Below are 14,655 nucleotides of genomic sequence, written 5' to 3'. Positions count from 1 at the left end.
TCGTCGACTTGGACGTTGGTGCTGGGAAGATCACGTTGCCGACACGACGTCGGGCGCCCGCCGGGGGCATCACGGGCTGTTTCTTGACTGCTTCTCGGGGTAACGGCCGGACATGACGGACTTCATGGCGGAAGAGACGCTGGACAGGTTCGGCGACGTCACCGCTGTCGTCGTCGGGGACGTCATGCTCGACTCGTGGCTGCGCGGCCACAGCAGCCGGATGGCACAGGAGGCCCCGGTGCCCGTGGTCACGCTGGAGCAGATCGAGGAGCAGCCCGGTGGCGCGGCCAACACCGCCGCCAACCTGGCCGCCCTCGGCGCCCGGGTGCACATGCTGGGGGTGACCGGGGCCGACCCGGCCGGGGCCACGCTCAACGCGATCCTCGGCGGCCTTGACATCGATGGCCTGGTGATCGCCAGGAGCCGGCGGACATCGGTCAAGCGCCGCGTGTTCACCGACGGCCAGATCGTGGCCAGGTACGACGAGGAGGACGGAGCGCCGATCCCCGAGTCGGCGGAGCGCGAGCTCATCGAACGGATCAGGCGACTGGTCGCGGACGCCGACGTCGTCATCGCCTGCGACTACGGCGGCGGCGTGTGCACCCCGGCGGTACGGCAGGCCCTGCGTGAATCGGCATCGGGCGAATCGGCATCGGGTGAATCGCGCGTTCTCGTGGTGGACGCGCACGACGTGGCCAGATGGCGAGGCAGTCGTCCCCGCGCGGTGCTGCCCAACTACCGGGAGGTCCAGCGCCTCCTCGGCGAGACCGGGAACGGCGACCGGCCGGGCTTCCTGTCGTCCCGTTCCGACCGGCTGCTCGCGGCCACCGGCGCGGAACTCGTGGTCACCACGCTCGACGGCGAGGGGACGCTACTGCACCGGCGGGGGCGGGAGCCGTACCGGACCTATGCGACACCCGCGCCGGACACGATGAGCATCGGCGCCGGCGACACGTTCACCGCGGCGTTCGCCCTCGGCCTGGCGTCGGGGGCGGCCCCGGAGACGGCGGCCGACATCGCACAGGCGGCGGCGAGCGTCGTGGTCCGGCGGGCGGGGACGGCGGTCTGCACGCGCGACGACCTGCAGCGGGCGCTCCGCCCCGACACCGCGCTGCCGCCCGACCGGCTGGCCGCGTGTCTGGCCCGCGAACGCGAGCAGGGCAGGCGCATCGTCTTCACCAACGGCTGCTTCGACGTGCTGCACCGGGGCCATGTGGCGTACCTGGAGGAGGCCGCCCGCCTCGGTGACGTGCTCGTCGTCGCCGTCAACGGCGACGACGGGGTGGCCCGCCTGAAGGGACGGGGCCGGCCGATCAACCACTGTGAGGACCGGGTGGCCGTGCTCGCCGCGCTCGGCTGCGTCGACTACATCACGGTCTTCGAGGAGGACAGCCCGGTCGAGCTGCTCACGCTCGTCCGCCCGGATCTCTACGTCAAGGGCGGCGACTATCACCCCGACCTGCTGCCGGAGGCCGAGTTGGTCCGACGGCTGGGCGGCGAGGTCCGCGTGCTGAGCTACGTACCGGAACGGTCGACCACCGCGATAGTCAACCGAATCCGAGGGTAGGGGCTCCCACATGGGTGAGGAACCAAGCTGGGGTGAAGAACAGGTGTCACCCACCGGCAAGGCGATGGTGCAGACGACGCCGATGGATGTGATCCGCATCCGGATCGCGTCGTTCGTCCTGCTCTTCTGTGTGCCGGTGGCGATCCTGTCGATAACCGCACATCTGTGGGGACTGCTGGTGGCGGTGGGGCTGATCGCCCTGATCGCGGCCGGCAGCATCGTGTTCGCCGTACGCAAGCAGCGCAAACTGGGCGGCGGCCCCGAGTCCAGAGGCTGACGGCCAGAGCCGAAGGGGAGGATGCCTGGTGAGCCTGAACGGCAAGGTCGTGGTGGTGACCGGAGCGAGCGGCGGAGTCGGGCGGGCGGTGGTCCGGCGGCTCGGCGCCGAGGGGGCGAAGGTCGCTCTCCTGGCCCGCGGCGAGGCCGGGCTCGCCGGCGCGTCCGTGGACGTCGGCGCCGAGGGCGGCATCGCCAAGGTGTACGCCACCGACGTCGCCGACTACGACGGTGTACGGCAGGCGGCCCAGCGGATCGAGGCCGAGCTGGGTCCGATCGAGGTGTGGATCAACGTCGCGTTCACCACGGTGTTCGCACCGTTCATGGAGGTCGCGCCGGAGGAGTTCGAACGGGTCACCCGGGTGACCTATCTGGGATACGTGTGGGGCACCCGGGTGGCGCTGGAGATGATGCGGCCGCGCGACCGCGGCGTGATCGTGCAGGCGGGCTCGGCGCTGGCCTACCGGTCGATCCCGCTGCAGTCGGCCTACTGCGGCGCCAAGCACGCGATCAAGGGGTTCACCGAGGCGTTGCGGACCGAGCTGCTGGCCGAGGACTCCGGTGTGAAGATAACGATGGTGCAGCTCCCGGCGCTGAACACGCCGCAGTTCGACTGGGGACTGACCCGGATGCGGCGGCACGCGCAGCCCGTGCCGCCGATCTACCAGCCGGAGGTGGCCGCCGAGGCGCTGGTCTTCGCCGCCGAGCATCCGGAGCGCAAGGAATACTGGGTCGGCGGCAGCACAGCGGCCACGATCCTGGGGCAGCGGATCATCCCCGCCCTGCTCGACCGCTACCTCGCCAGGACCGGCGTGCAATCGCAGCTCGTCGACGGCAAGCCGCCCACGGGCGTGTCGAACCTCTGGGAGCCGGCGGACACCGACCGCGACTACGGCGCTCACGGCGACTTCGACGACCGGTCCCATCCCCGCAGCGTGCAGACGTGGCTGTCCCGGCATCGCCGGCTGGTCGCCACGGGAGCGGCGGGTCTCGCCGCGGTCGCGGCCCTCGCCCTGCGCTCCGCCGCGAAATGACCCGCGGCGGAGCGAACGAGCCACCCCGAAACGAGCGCCCCGAAACGAGCCACCCCTGAAACGACCGCCCCGAACCGAGCCACCCCGAAACGAGCGCCCCGAAACGAGCCACCCCTGAAACGACCGCCCCGAAACGAGCCACCCCGAAACGAGCGCCCCGAACCGAGCCGCCTCGAAACGACCCACCACAAAATAGGCCGCCGCTGCCGGGAAATGACCAGACTCGGGTGGTATAGCTCGCCGAGGCGGGGTAGTTGAGGGCGGTGGACGAGCCTGACTACCGCTTTCTGTGTGAACTCGCAGCCCAGCTCCGGGTGGACTCGGTGCGCGCGTCGGCCGCCGCCGGCTCCGGCCATCCGACCTCTTCCATGTCGGCGGCCGAGCTCATGGCCGTGCTGCTCGCCCGCCATCTCCGCTTGGACGTACGCGACCCGGACAATCCGGCGAACGACCATCTGATCTTCTCCAAGGGGCACGCCTCGCCGCTGCTCTACTCGATGGCGAAAGCGGCGGGCGTCATCACCGATGAAGAGCTGCTGACGTTCCGCCGCCGCGGCAGCAGGCTGGAGGGCCATCCCACGCCCCGCATGCCGTTCGTCGACGTGGCCACCGGTTCGCTCGGCTTCGGGCTGCCCGTCGGCGTCGGGCTGGCGTTGACCGGACGCAAGCTCGACCGCCTGCCGTACCACATCTGGGTGCTGTGCGGCGACAGCGAGCTGGCCGAGGGATCGATGTGGGAGGCGTTCGAACACGCGGGACACGAGGGGCTGACCAACCTCACCGCGATCATCGACGTGAACCGGCTCGGGCAACGCGGGCCGACCCGGCACGGGTGGGGCCTGTCGGCCTACGCACGGCGGATGTCCGCGTTCGGCTGGCACACGATCGAGATCGACGGCCACGACCCCGGCGAGATCGATTACGCCCTGTCCGACGCGCGCGGCACACGCCGCCGCCCCACCGCGATCCTCGCCCGGACGTCCAAGGGCCACGGCGTGTCGGCCGTCGAGGACAGGGAGGGCAAGCACGGCAAACCGATCGCGGACCCGGAACAGGCGATCGCCGAGCTGGGCGGGCCGCGCGATCTGACGGTCGAGGTGCAGCCGCCCACGAGCCCGCGTGATCCGTACGGCTTCGCCGCCACCGGCACGCTCGACCTGCCGGTCTGGGAGGTGGGCGAGAAGGTCGCCACGCGCGAGGCGTTCGGGGAGGCGCTCGCCGCCCTCGGCACGGCCTGCGGCGACGTCGTCGCGCTCGACGGCGAGGTGGCCGACTCCACCAGGCTCGAGGCCTTCGCCGAGGCACACCCCGAGCGGTTCTTCGAGTGCTACATCGCCGAGCAGCAGATGGTGGCCGCCGCCATCGGCGTGCAGGCACGCGGCTGGAAGCCGTACGCCGCGACCTTCGCCGCGTTCCTCACCAGGGCGTACGACTTCGTCCGCATGGCGGCGGTCAGCCGGGCCGACCTGTGCCTGGTCGGCTCGCACGCGGGCGTGTCGATCGGCGAGGACGGACCGTCGCAGATGGGGCTGGAGGACCTGGCCGCGTTCCGGGCCGTCCACGGCAGCACGGTCCTCTACCCCTGCGACGCCAACCAGACGGCGCGGCTGGTCGGGGACATGGCCGGGCTGGGCGGGATCCGATATCTGCGTACCACGAGGGGCGCCACGCCGGTCGTCTACGACGCGGGCGAGCACTTCCCGGTCGGCGGCAGCAAGGTCTTGCGCACCGGCGACCAGGCGACGATCGTCGCCGCCGGGATCACCGTACACGAGGCCCTCGCCGCCGCCGACCTGCTGCGGGAGGACGGCATCGAGGTGACGGTGATCGACGCCTACTCGGTCAAGCCGATCGACGCCGAGCGGCTGCGGACCGCGGCCGCCGACACCGGCGGGATCGTCACGGTGGAAGATCACTGGCCGGAGGGCGGCCTCGGTGACGCGGTGCTCGCCGCGCTGGCGACCTCACCCGTGCCGGTGGTGAAGCTGGCCGTCTCGGCGCTGCCGGGGTCGGCGACCCCTCAGGAGCAGCTCGAGGAGGCGGGCATCGACCGGCACGCGATCCGCCTGGCCGTACAGGACCTGGTCAAGCGGGCCGCCGGCTGAGCGGTCACTCGCGGGCCTTGGCGGTGGCGCGGCGGTTGGCCTTCTTGATGGCGTCGACGAGCTCCTCCTTGGTCATCTTCGATCTGCCCTCGATGCCGAGGCGGGAAGCGACGTCGTAGAGGTGCTGCTTGGACGCGTTCGCGTCGACGCCCTCGGCCGTACGGCCGGGCTTGGGAGTGCCCTTCTTCGCCTGTGCGTCGGACGGACCGCGCCCGCCCTTCTTCTCCCAGTGGTCGCCGACCTTCTCGAAGGTGTGCTTGAGCGCGGCGAACGCCGTACGGTGGGCCCGCTGGCCCTCGCCGTACGTCTCGACGGCCGAGTCATGCGCCTTGATCCACGTCTCCTGGGCCTCCTTGGGCGAGCGTTCCAGGGTCGACGGGAGTTCCTCACGTCCTGGCATGTCATTTCTCCCTCCGGGGCTACTCCTTCTGCTTTTTCCTCCCCGCACGTCTCAAACGTGGGTGACCCCGGAGGAATGGACTACGACGGGTGCGGCTCAGCCGACCGTGATCCTGGATCGGCTCGGCACGATCGGCATGTGCGAGGTGCGCCCGGTGCCCATGACGAACCAGACGGTCTTGCCGCCATGGGCGTACGGCGTGACGCCCCAGTCGTCGGCGAGTTCGCTGACGATCAGCAGGCCCCTGCCATCGGTGGAGTCCATGTCCGCGTCCCGCTGCTGCGGCAGGCCCTCCCCCTGGTCGGAGATCTCCCCGTAGACCCAGTGGCCGTCACTGCCGAGGCGCATGGTGAACACGGTCCCGCCGTGTCGCACCACGTTGGCGGCGAGCTCGCTGACGACGAGACAGCAGTCGTCGATGAGCCGCTCCACGCCCCATCTGCCGAGTTCACGACGGATCAGGGATCGCGCGTCCGCCACACTCGCGCCGACTGCCGGCAGGAGGCACTCGACGGTCCACACCGCGTTCCCCACCAGTGCCACGTCCAGTGGCGCGGTTCCGAACGGGAGATTCACGTGCGCCTCCTTTATCCGTGGGAGCGCTCCCACAGCAACCATACGGGACGCTCCGTGGTTTTGTGAATGCGGAGAAACAAGATTGTTTGCCACCGAGCAGCCGGATGTCCGCCTTTATCAGGAAACCTGGGAGGACCTGCGGCGTTCTAGCAGCTCACAAAGTTTCACCTGACACCACTCCTCAGCAGCATGCCGTACGGCCGGCCGCCGGGGGACGACGACGGAGAGCGACAACGCATGAAACTAGATGAAACAAGTATTTGCCGCCCCGCCCCCGTCATCCCGACATGTCCCACCACTCCGAGCGCGACCACGCCATTTCCCCCACCCCGTGATCTTGCAATTTCTCGCATGAAGGCCCGCCGACCTGCTCCGATCCATTCGCCGATCTTGCAGATACTCACAGGCATGCCGCCCGACCTGCACCTTCACACCAACCAATCTTGCACCGACACGGAGTGCAAGATCAGGGAGAGTGTTTTTCCTGCTCAGGGGGTAGACCTGCGAGAAGCCGCAAGATCACGAAGGCGTAGTTCCTGCTCCTAGCCTCACATGCGAGAAACTGCAAGATCACGGCGAGGTGGAGAGGGTCTGGCCGGCCAGCCGATCCTGGGCCACGAGCAACTCGCGGAGCTCGTCCGCGTCCTCGGCGGAGGCCGTCATAATCATTCCCTGATCCATTTCCGCGCGGGACAGCAACCTGGTCAACCTGGTCGCATACCAGCGACCGGCATCGCTGCGCCAGATGGACCAGCGACCCGCATACTCCCCGCGCAGTTGTCTCCAGACCACTTCCTCGGCTGAGAACCGCATTTCGCCACCACCCCCAGGCTTCGGTGCCCGGTACGGATGCGCTCGCCCGGACACGAACGGTAGTGAGAAACGGTCTGCCCGGCCCCACGGCGCGGCCACCGCACGTGGGGCGAAGATCTTCCGCTCGATGTGATCACTTCGTCGGGTCTTGATTCCGCGACCTCCCCCCGCTTCGGTGCATGTCACACCCTTTGAACACCTTGATCTCGGCTTGACCATACTTCGTCTCGCGAAGTATGGTGCCCGGCATGGCCAGGAGATCACCACCCTCGATCAGCGAGCCGACCTACTTCATCCTCGCCGCGCTCCTCGACGGCCCGCTGCACGGGCACGGGATCATCAAGTGCACGCTCCGGCTCTCCGAGAACCGGATCAAGCTGCCGGTCGGCACGTTGTACGGAGCACTCGACCGTCTGGCCGCCAACGGGCTGATCGAGGTGGATCGGGAGGAGACCGTCGACGGACGCCCGCGCCGCTACTTCCGGCTGACCGACGAGGGCCGTCACGTGCTGTCGGAGGAGGCGCTGCGCATGCGGCAGGCCGCCTCCGTCGTCATGAGCCGGATCGCCGACCCGGGATCGGCGTTCTCATGACCGAGACGGAGGCCGTCGGGACAGGGAGCACGAGGAGCGGGGCGCTGGAGCGGCGATACCGGCTGCTGCTGCGCGCCTATCCGCGGGACTATCGGGAGCGGTTCGGCGACGAGTTCATCGGCACGCTGCTGGAGACCACGCCACCGGGGCGGGCACTGCCGGGGATGACGGAATCGGCCGCGCTCGTCCGCGGCGGCCTGCGCACCCGCATCGCCGGCGCGGCGCACGGCCCGCCGTGGCCGGACGGCCTCCACCTCGGCCTCCTGATCGTCTCCCTCGCCGACCTGGGCCTGCTGCTCCCCTACGCCGGCTCGATCCCCCTGTGGGTGTGCCTGTCCGCCGGCGTCGTGCTCGCTGTGGCGCATGGCCGGGTACGGCTCGCAATGCCGCTCGTTCTGCTCGTCGGGAGCAAGACCACCGCCATCGCACTCGGCCGCCCGTGGCTGGATCAGACGCTGGTGCCGGTCTTCCCCGACTCCTTCTGGGGCAACGAGACCGCGCTCTACGGCATGGGCGGCCCGATCACCCCGGTGATCACCCATGCGGTGCTGCTCCTCGGGCTGCTCGTCCTCGCCGTTCGCCCCCGTCCGCCGCGCCGCCGCTTCCCGGGTTGGTGGGCGCTGGCTCCGCTGGTCGCGTGCACCGACCCGGCCTGGCTCACCGTCGCGGCCGGGTCGCCCCGGTCGCTGGCCAGGGTCGGGCTCGAGGCGGCGCTGCTGCTGCTCGCCGTCTGGGCCGGCGCGGCGACCGGCGACCCACGCTGGGCGGTGGCGGCCGTGCCGTACGTGCTCGTCCAGATCGCCGTCCTGGTCGAGAACTTCGACTCGGCGGGCCGTCAGGATGTCGCCCACTGGGCGCTGCTCGGTTTCCTGGCCGTCACGGCGACCGCCGTGCCGTACCGCTCCCGGGCGGCGCTGCGGCTCTGACCCGCCTCCCCCTGATCACCGGCACAGCCACCCTCCAGACCGACGACCGCGTCGTCACGAGGATCGGATTCAGCGTGCTCACAGACGTCCGTTCGACGGCGCCGCACCCGCCGGGCCGCCGCATCAGCGTTCTCGCGGATCACCGCGTCTTCGCCGTGGTCCTCTCGCTCGCCGCCGCGCTCCGGGTGGTGACGATGCTCGCGTACCGTCCGGCCAAGCTCTACTGGTACGACTCCTTCACCTACCTGGACAACGCGATCCATCTCCGGCCGTCGACCGGCCTGCACCCGATCGGGTATTCGCTGCTGCTGCGAGCGTTGTGGCCGTTCCACAGTGTCGAGCTGCTCGCCGCCGTCAATCACCTGCTGGGCCTCACCACCGCGGTGCTGATCTACGCGGTGCTGCGTCGCCGGTCGCTGCCCGGCTGGGCCGCGTCCGTGGCCACCGTGCCCGGCCTGTTCGACGCCTCGTTCCTCCGGCTGGAGCACGCGGTCCTGTCGGACACGCTGTTCATCTTCCTGATCACGGCCGCGCTCACCGTCCTCATGTGGTCGCCGTGGCCTTCGGTCCGCGCCGCTACCTGGGCGGGGCTGCTGCTGGCCCTCGCGGCGATCACCCGGACGATCGCACTGCCGCTGCTCCTCCTCATCCTGCTCGTCCTCGCCTGCCGGGGGGCCGTACGGCGCGGCGAGCGGCGGGCGGCCGGCTTGCGTCCGCTGCTCGCGCTGGCCCTGGCCGGGACGCTCCCGCTCGCGGCGTACGCGGGCTGGTACGCCGAGGAGCACGGCAGGTTCACCCTCACGCAGGTCGACGGGATCTCACTGTGGGCCCGCACGATGACCTTCGCCGACTGCTCGGTGATCGAACCGCCGCCCGAACTCGCCCCCCTCTGCCCGAACGGCGTCGTCGAGGACACGGCCGGCGAGTATTACTGGGTGTTCGGCGAGCGCGCCGACCGGCTCCCCGGCGGGGCGTTCGAGCGCAACGACGCCGCCCGCGCGTTCGCGCTCCGCGCGATCCTGGCCCAGCCGTTCGACTACCTGCGCGACGTCGTCCACGACACCGCGCTCACCTTCGCGTGGACTCCCGTGCCCCACCCTACGTGGGCCGTCCCGGCCTTCGGCTTCGGTCTCGACGCCGACGCCTTCCCCGACGAACCGCTGATCGGCAAGATGAAGCGAGAGTACGACTCCGGCATCCGGCCCCAACACGCGGTCCGTCCGTACGCCGACTTCCTGGTCGCCTACCAGCACCCGGCATACCTGCGCGGACCGATGCTGGGCGCGATCCTGCTCGTCGGCGCGCTGGGGTCGGTGGGCGTGACACGCGTCGCCCGTCGCGGACGGCGGGCCGATGACAGGTGGGAGCGCCGGGCCGCCCTGCTGCCGTGGAGCGTCGCCGCTGCCCTGCTCGTCGCGCCCGTCGCGGTGCTCGACTTCGACCATCGTTATGTGCTGCCCGTGATCCCCATCGCCTGCCTGGCCGCCGCGCTGGCCGTGCAGGACGAGACGCGGGCCCTACGCGGCCTGAGGTGAACTGTCGTCATGCCGATTCGCCCGATCACTCCGTCGATTCGCCGCGGGACGCTCACGGTTTCGGCCGTGCTCTCGCTGCTTTCGGTCACCGGTTGCGCGGGCACGGCCGAGTCGCTCACCGTGGTTCGGTCGAGCGGCGCGCGAGAGCACTCGATCGAGCGTTCGCTCGCGACGTGCATGGAGCAGAACGGCTTCCGCTACGTCCCGGACGACGGGTCGCCCTGGCAGCGGGTCGATCCCGAGCTCAAGAACGACAGGCTGGGTCGGGGCGACTACGCGGCGATGCGGTCCTACCGCGCCAAGTACGGCTACGGCGCCTTCGCCATCTACGTCTTCCCGCAGAAGTTCGGCAATCCCCGGGTGAAGCCCGAGCACGTCCCGATAAGTCCGAACGGGGCGATCCGGGCCGCGCTCTCCACCACTCAGCGCCGGGCCTACCAGGAGGCGTACGACCGCTGCTATGGGCCGGCCGTCAAGCAGGCCACCGGCAAGGACGTCGCGTCGGAGTGGGATCACCATCGCCAGATCAGCGCCCTGGTGGACCGGCTCGTCGCCGCGGAGATCGACGCCGATCTCCGGCTCGTCCGGCTCGCCGAGAACATGGCGGACTGCCTCAGGGCAAAGGGATATGCCGTCGAATCGACCCTGCCGTCCGCGCTGGCCGGTCGCGGTTTCGCCAGGTTCAATGCCGAGATAACCGAGATCGGGCGGACCGACGACATCTCCGACGAGCCATTGAAGTCCTTCGGAACGGACGAGGACGGGAACCACCGGGTCTACCAGCCGAATCTCACCCCGCTGCAGGCCGGGCCGTACCTGACACGCGAAATCGGGGACGCGCTCGACGACCTGAAATGCGGCCGGGAGTTCTACCCCGTCTACAAGACGCGTTACACGGACATCCAACGCCGTGCGCACGAGGAGTTCGGCCTGGCGGAGTGAATTCCGCCGGTCTCAGGTCGCGGGCTTCAAGATGGTGGCTTCCGTCATCGGTCACAGCGAGGGCGCCTGCATCGCGACGGCGCTCATGGGCGGCGCGCCGGGGCCCGGGCCCGGGCTCGCCGGGGTCGTGCTGCTGTCCGGCATCGCCAGGCCGTCTCCTCCTCCCCCACTGAACCGGCGACCGGCGACCGGCGACCGGCGACCGGCGACCGGCGACCGGCCAAGGATTCACTCGTCTTGCGGTCAGGTAACGACATATCCACGTGTTTCGGCATTGCGTCATCGCTGATCAGGTGAGAACTTCGAGGGGCCGCCGTCTCTTGAAGGGAAATCTGACATGTCTCGACTCCCTCAGTTGCCGTTCGCGCGGAGTGACGTCCTGGAGGTCTCCCCCGAGTTCGCCGAGCTGCGGGCCAGGGAACCGATCACCAAGGTCCTGACCGAGACCGGTGACGAGGCATGGCTGGTGAGCGGGTACGACGAGATCAGGCAGGTGTTCGCGGACCACCGGTTCGGCCGGTCGCATCCGACTCCCGAATCCGCCCCACGCCTGTCCAACAACGCCCTGATCGGCGGGCCGAACGGCGACCACGCCACGGAACACGTGGTGCACGCCCAGATGCGGCGGCTGCTCGCACCGGCCTTCTCCGCCCGCCGGATGGGGGCCCTGTCGGGACGGGTCGAGGAGATCGTGGCCGACCTGCTGGACCGGATGGCCGAGGAGGGTCCCCCCTGCGACCTGCACGCCCGGCTGTCGGTCCCACTGCCCATCCAGGTGATCTGCGAGCTGCTCGGCGTTCCGTACGAGGACAGGGACCGGTTCCGGGCGATCGCCGAGGAGATGACGGATCTGTCCGATCCGGCGCGCTCGGCCGCCGCCCGCGACGAGATGAGCGAGTACACGTACACGATCGTCAAGGGGAAGCGCGAGGAACCGGGCGAGGACGTGTACTCCGACCTCGCCGCCGCCGACCTGCCGGAGGACGAGATCGCGAAGATCGCCGGAGGTCTGCTGTTCGCCGGACACGAGACGACGGTCAACCAGATCGACTACGGCGTGCTGCTGCTCCTGCGCGACCCGGAGCAGCGGGAGGCGCTGCTGCGCGACCCCTCGCTGGTGCCGGGCGCGGTGGAAGAGATCATGCGTACGGCCGCGCCGAGCCAGCACGGCCTGGTCCGTTACGCGCACGAGGACGTCGAGATCGCGGGTGTCACGATCAGGGCGGGTGAGCTGGTGATGCTCGCCACGTTCGCGGCCAACCGGGACGAGCGCGTCTACGCCGATCCCGACCGGTTCGACGTCTCCCGCGAGATGTTCCACGCCCACGTCGGGTTCGGTTACGCGAGCCACTACTGCCTCGGCGCGAGCCTCGCCAGGGTGGAGCTGCGCACCGTGTTCGGCGCGCTGTTCCGGCGCTTCCCCACCCTGCGGCCGGCCGTGCCGTACGAGCGGCTGGAGCCGCGGGTCGACCGGCTGACCGGCGGATTCCGCGCGCTGCCCGTCACCTGGTGACCAGGTCGAAATGCAGCCGGAAGCCGGTGCCTGAGGCGTGCCGGTGGATGCGCACCAGGTCGGCGAGCTCGTTCACGACGAGCAGGCCGCGGCCATGGGTCGCGTTGTCGGGCGGCGGCACCCGTCCCGCGAGCGGATCTGCGAGCCGGCCCGTGTCATCCAGCTGACACACCAGGCTGCCGCCCTCGGCCCAGACCGTCAGCATGCCGGGCCCCCGGGTGTGCTCGGTGGTGTTCGTCGCGAGCTCGTTGACCGCTATGAGCAGTTCGGTCGTCCGCCGGGCGCCGAGTCCGGCGGAGGCCGCCTGACTCGCGAGGAAGGCCCGCACCTTCGGAAGCTCGCCGACCTCGCTGAAGACACAGGTCGCCGCGTCGCATGGCGGTTGCGGCAGCGGAAGATCGAAAGCTGCGGCGGTCTCCAGCGGATCGGCGTAAGCGGGGCCGGCCCGGGAGCCCGCGCCGTCCCGTACGAGCGGGTGCGTCCGATGCGCGTCGGCGATCACCGCCGGGTCCAGCCGGGAGACGTCGTACGGACACAGGACGGTCGCCGGGCGACCCGCGAAGGCGACGTTGATCAGCGCGTCGTGTGCCGCGCAGGCCGGATACTCGACGCTGCTGCGGCCCGACCAGATCGACTCCCCGATGATCCGCACCCGGCGCCCCGGACGCGCGGCGGCGAAGGCCAGCAGAACGCCGGGGATGATCCTGCCGGGGTTGCGTCCGGCGACGCTCATGTCCCTGAAGGCGACCGCCGCCGACTTCGGGCCGAGCCGCTCCCGGATCAGATCGCCGCCCCGACGGGGCACGGCCACCAGGGCGGGGTCTCCGCGCGCGAGCGCCTCCTCCACGAAGGCCGCACAGACGGTCACATACTCGTCGTCGTCGCGGTAGAGCAGTGCGATGTGCTGGAACACCTCGGCGGTCTCACTGGTGCCGGGGTGCCTCAACATGCTCATGTCAGGAGTCCAGCCCCCGGTGTCCGATGGTCTGCCGCGTGTCAACTTTTCCCCAGCGTACGCCTGAGCAGCCCTGATACCACTCCGGAGCCATAACGATTACCTTGCGCGAGGGGCTTTGACAGATCACGACGGCGAATCCGGGGGCCGTGAGCGGCGGCCGCGGCGAAAGTTCCGATTCGGTCGGAGCCCTGTGCGAAGATCAGGCCCACCGTTATGAAGGCCACCGTTAAGAAGGCCACCGGTATGAAGGGGTCTGGGAACATGAATCTGAGCGACTGGTACGACGACGAGGCCATGTGCGTGACCTACGTCCGGGGCCTGTCCCCGGCCGAGGCGTTCGCCCGGATGGAGGCGACCGTCGACCCCGAGGTGGAGTCGGGTCACGACGAGGGTGCGATCGCCGCTTTTCCCGTCGCCGGCGGGGTGGTCCTGGTGGAACCGAACGGCTTCGCGGGGATTCTCGACGATGTGATGTGCAAGCTCAGCAAGGGCACGGCGGCCGCCACGGTGTTCTTCAACGTCAACCTCGACCAGGATTTCGTGTACGCCGAGGACGGTGTGATCATCACTCAGTTCGAGCCGGATCAGCCGGGCGTCCGCTCGGGCGGCGATCCCGATCGGCTGCTGGAGCAGATGCGCGTCCTGGACATGGAGACCGAGGGCGATCTCGTCAAGGCGGCCGAGCTGGCCGAGATGGTGACCGGACTGACGTTGCCCGGCGACGACGACGAGCCCGCGCTCACCGGCGTTCTTCCCGACTACATGTGACCGGCCGCGACCCGGGCAGTGCCGGCCGGCGGAGTTAGGCTGGCGAGGTGATCTCTACTTGGGAGCCCACGGCGGCGGGTGTGCTGCGCCTGCCCTCCGGGCGGCTCGTACGCGGCCGGGGGCTGAGACACCCACTCCCCCAGGGGGCACGGCCCGACTTCGCGCTCTACCTGCTGGGCCGCCGACCGCCGACCGTGGCGTGGGAGAGCCGCTGGATCCGGTGGCCCGACTTCTGGCTGCCGTCCGACAGTGTGACGGCGGCCGAAGCGCTGCGCGCGGCCTGGGAGCGGGCCGAAACCGAGCGCGTGGAGATCGCCTGCGGCGGCGGATACGGACGCACCGGCACCGCGCTGGCCTGCCTGGCCGTGCTTGACGGAGTGCCGGACGATGAGGCGGTCGCGTATGTCAGACGGCACTACGCCGCACGCGCCGTCGAGACACCCTGGCAACGCCGTTTCGTCACCCGCTTCGGCGGTTCCGCCCGAATGACGTTTGAATGACGTTTGAATGACGAAAGACCTTGAATGACGAAAGACCCGGATCGGACGTACCGACCCGGGTCTTCGATCTGTGCGCCGCCAGGGACTCGAACCCCGGACCCGCTGATTAAGAGTCAGCTGCTCTGACCAACTGAGCTAGCGGCGCAGGC

At 69.9% G+C, this 14,655-nt stretch carries 14 protein-coding genes and 1 tRNA gene; 11 read left to right on the top strand and 4 right to left on the bottom strand.

Features of this window, described 5'->3' with window-relative positions; all coding sequences use genetic code 11:
* The first annotated feature begins 112 nt into the window (after window positions 1-112).
* The 4 genes from rfaE2 (at window position 113) to AP234_RS11310 (ending at window position 4,982) form a co-directional block, all read left to right on the top strand.
* Window positions 113-1,567 carry a D-glycero-beta-D-manno-heptose 1-phosphate adenylyltransferase gene (rfaE2, locus tag AP234_RS11325; RefSeq protein ID WP_055479542.1) on the top strand — a complete coding sequence of 485 codons (1,455 nt, stop codon included), beginning with the start codon at window positions 113-115 and terminating at the stop codon, window positions 1,565-1,567.
* A 10-nt stretch (window positions 1,568-1,577) separates the two neighbouring features.
* Window positions 1,578-1,844 (top strand): hypothetical protein, encoded by a 267-nt coding sequence (locus AP234_RS11320; RefSeq protein WP_152990360.1) that lies wholly within the window; start codon window positions 1,578-1,580, stop codon window positions 1,842-1,844.
* Window positions 1,845-1,878: 34 nt separating this feature from the next.
* Window positions 1,879-2,877, top strand: a complete 999-nt coding sequence (locus AP234_RS11315; protein ID WP_152990373.1) for an SDR family oxidoreductase — start codon at window positions 1,879-1,881, stop codon at window positions 2,875-2,877.
* 263 nt (window positions 2,878-3,140) lie between these two features.
* Window positions 3,141-4,982 carry a transketolase gene (locus AP234_RS11310; protein WP_083502001.1) on the top strand — a complete coding sequence of 614 codons (1,842 nt, stop codon included), beginning with the start codon at window positions 3,141-3,143 and terminating at the stop codon, window positions 4,980-4,982.
* A gap of 4 nt (window positions 4,983-4,986) precedes the next feature.
* On the opposite strand, the gene AP234_RS11305 is transcribed toward AP234_RS11310, so the two are convergent.
* Complete coding sequence (locus AP234_RS11305) at window positions 4,987-5,382, bottom strand: ChaB family protein (RefSeq protein WP_055479539.1); 396 nt, start codon at window positions 5,380-5,382, stop codon at window positions 4,987-4,989.
* A 96-nt stretch (window positions 5,383-5,478) separates the two neighbouring features.
* Window positions 5,479-5,958: an ATP-binding protein gene (locus AP234_RS11300; protein WP_055479538.1), complete on the bottom strand. Its 480-nt coding sequence runs from the start codon at window positions 5,956-5,958 to the stop codon at window positions 5,479-5,481.
* Window positions 5,959-7,019: 1,061 nt separating this feature from the next.
* Between AP234_RS11300 and AP234_RS11290 the strand changes: the two genes are divergently transcribed.
* From AP234_RS11290 to AP234_RS11270, 5 genes are all read left to right on the top strand, one after another.
* Window positions 7,020-7,364, top strand: a complete 345-nt coding sequence (locus AP234_RS11290) for a PadR family transcriptional regulator (RefSeq protein WP_055479717.1) — start codon at window positions 7,020-7,022, stop codon at window positions 7,362-7,364.
* Window positions 7,361-8,290, top strand: a complete 930-nt coding sequence (locus tag AP234_RS11285; protein ID WP_055479536.1) for a hypothetical protein — start codon at window positions 7,361-7,363, stop codon at window positions 8,288-8,290. Before AP234_RS11290 ends, AP234_RS11285 begins: the two co-directional genes overlap by 4 nt.
* A 74-nt stretch (window positions 8,291-8,364) precedes the next feature.
* Window positions 8,365-9,825, top strand: a complete 1,461-nt coding sequence (locus AP234_RS11280) for a hypothetical protein (protein ID WP_055479535.1) — start codon at window positions 8,365-8,367, stop codon at window positions 9,823-9,825.
* A gap of 66 nt (window positions 9,826-9,891) precedes the next feature.
* A complete protein-coding gene (locus AP234_RS11275; RefSeq protein WP_160330414.1) occupies window positions 9,892-10,767 on the top strand; it encodes a hypothetical protein in 876 nt (291 codons plus the stop codon).
* A gap of 337 nt (window positions 10,768-11,104) precedes the next feature.
* The gene (locus AP234_RS11270; RefSeq protein WP_055479533.1) at window positions 11,105-12,280 is read left to right on the top strand and encodes a cytochrome P450; all 1,176 of its coding nucleotides are present in this window, start codon (window positions 11,105-11,107) and stop codon (window positions 12,278-12,280) included.
* Here the strand turns inward: AP234_RS11270 and AP234_RS11265 are convergent.
* Window positions 12,270-13,235, bottom strand: coding sequence for an anti-sigma factor RsbA family regulatory protein (locus AP234_RS11265; RefSeq protein ID WP_200926407.1), 966 nt, complete (start codon window positions 13,233-13,235; stop codon window positions 12,270-12,272). The two genes, AP234_RS11270 and AP234_RS11265, sit on opposite strands and share 11 nt — an antisense overlap.
* 264 nt (window positions 13,236-13,499) lie before the next feature.
* Between AP234_RS11265 and AP234_RS11260 the strand changes: the two genes are divergently transcribed.
* Both AP234_RS11260 and AP234_RS11255 read left to right on the top strand, forming a co-directional pair.
* Window positions 13,500-14,006 carry a DUF6461 domain-containing protein gene (locus AP234_RS11260; RefSeq protein WP_055479532.1) on the top strand — a complete coding sequence of 169 codons (507 nt, stop codon included), beginning with the start codon at window positions 13,500-13,502 and terminating at the stop codon, window positions 14,004-14,006.
* Between the two features lie 47 nt (window positions 14,007-14,053).
* Window positions 14,054-14,506: a protein-tyrosine phosphatase family protein gene (locus tag AP234_RS11255; RefSeq protein WP_055479531.1), complete on the top strand. Its 453-nt coding sequence runs from the start codon at window positions 14,054-14,056 to the stop codon at window positions 14,504-14,506.
* A gap of 71 nt (window positions 14,507-14,577) precedes the next feature.
* On the opposite strand, the gene AP234_RS11250 is transcribed toward AP234_RS11255, so the two are convergent.
* A tRNA-Lys gene (locus tag AP234_RS11250) sits at window positions 14,578-14,651 on the bottom strand.
* Window positions 14,652-14,655 lie beyond the last annotated feature (4 nt).

The organism is Sphaerimonospora mesophila (assembly GCF_001417795.1).
Classification (GTDB): domain Bacteria; phylum Actinomycetota; class Actinomycetes; order Streptosporangiales; family Streptosporangiaceae; genus Sphaerimonospora; species Sphaerimonospora mesophila.
Note: the sequence above shows the minus strand (reverse complement) of the source record. Positions and strands in the feature narration are given on the sequence as shown.